The sequence below is a fragment of the Kitasatospora sp. NPDC049285 genome (assembly GCF_040678815.1).
Taxonomy (GTDB): domain Bacteria; phylum Actinomycetota; class Actinomycetes; order Streptomycetales; family Streptomycetaceae; genus Kitasatospora.
The window spans coordinates 1-1,611 of record NZ_JBFAQR010000145.1 but is presented as its reverse complement, the minus strand read 5'-3'; the positions used below and the strand labels follow the sequence as shown (position 1 = coordinate 1,611).

Annotated in this window: 1 pseudogene; it reads right to left on the bottom strand. The window is 70.2% G+C overall.

The features are described from left to right. A pseudogene (locus AB0K51_RS34790) lies at window positions 1-1,611 on the bottom strand (hypothetical protein); the annotation flags it as partial.

Here is a 1,611-nt window from a genome sequence, read left to right as displayed (position 1 = left end):
GTCGAAAGGGGTCACGTCGCCCTCGGGTGTGAAGCGGGCGCCTTCCGTGCGGGACCACTCCACGACCCGGTGGCCGTCCGCGCCGGCCAACCGCGTGTACCAGCCGGGGAAGGGCTCGCCCACCGGGTGATCGGTCGGCGTCCCCGGTGCGGTCATGTTCATGCCGAACACGTTCCGGCTGCCGGGCTGGAAGGGCCCCTTGTTCGTGTTCCTCTGACCGAGGGTGGCCTCGAACGACTGGCCATTGGTGTTGGTGAACTTGACCTTGTCGCCGGTGCGCTCGCCCCACAGTGCCTTGTTGGCGAACAGGTTCCGACGCGCACCCTTCGGCAGTTTGAATTCCTTGCCGTTGACGTTGACGGTGGTCGCGCCGGCGGTGGCGTAGAAGAGTTCCGGGATGCGTTCGCGGAAGGTCTGCGGGCCGGTCGGGGCCGGTGGGTAGGTGAACGGCCGTCCGGCTTTCTCCGTTGCGAGCCGGAACTTGTGCACCTCGGTCGGCTCGTCGTACGGGGTCACGTCGCCCTCGGGTGTGAAGCGGGCCCCTGTCGTGCGGGACCACTCCACGACCCGGCGGCCCGGGTCGCCGGCCAACCGCGCGTACCAGCCGGGGAAGGCCTCACTGACCGGGTGATCGGCCGGTACCTTCGGCACGCTCACCTGCACGCCGAACACCATGAGGGTCTTGCCGGCCCGCCGGAGCTGCTGCGTCGCGGGCACGTCGAGGGATCTGTCGAACCACTGGCCGTCGGGGTTGGTGAACCTGACCTTGCTGCCGACCAGCTCGCCCTTCAGCGGCTGGTGCGCGAACCGGGCATGCTCGGCCTCCGAGTCCGGCAGCGCGAATTGCCTGCCGTTGACGTGGACGTCGGTCTTGCTGGCGGCCACGTGGAAGGCCTTAGGGAGGCGTCCGAGGAAGGCGACCGCGGTGGTCCCGTCCGTGCGTCCGTCCCCGACGGCCGGAGGCGCGGACAGGAGTGCCGGCGTGGGGTCCGGGTTCGGGTCCTGGCCCGGGTGCCCGCGGTCGTCGCCGGCGTCCGCGCCTGCGTCCGTGTCGATGTCCATCGCCTGGGTGTGCTGTTCCGGCGTGGGGGGTCGGGACTCGTCCGTTTCGGGTCGGGTGGTGGGTGCGGGGTGAGGCGTGGGTCGGGTGGTGGGGGTGGTGGCGTCGTAGTGGCCGGGGGAGTGGACGACGACGGTGTAGTTCTGTTCGGTGGCGAGGTGGACTGCTTGGTCGGGTGCGGGGTAGGTGCTGGAGCCGTCGCGGTGGATCGCGGTGACGCGGCCGCTCATCCGGTCGGCGATCAGCAGTCCGGGCCCGAAGTGACGGGCGTAGAGCACGGGGGCGGCGCTGCCGAAGGCGTTGTTCCACTGTCCGTGGGCGGTGACTCTGTCCAGGGCGGTGTTCCAGGCCGCGGCGTGGTCGTCTCGTATCCGCTTCAGGAGGTCCTCGTACATGTGCGCGTGGCCGAGTTGGTACGGGAGGGTCTCCGCCGTCAGGCCGAGGGTGTCGTGCAGGTCCGGTTCGTCCAGCAGCAGGTCGCCCAGCATGGTCGGGCCGAAGCGGAAGTCGTCGAACGCCTCCCGGAACCTGTGCGCCACCTCCTCGCGCAG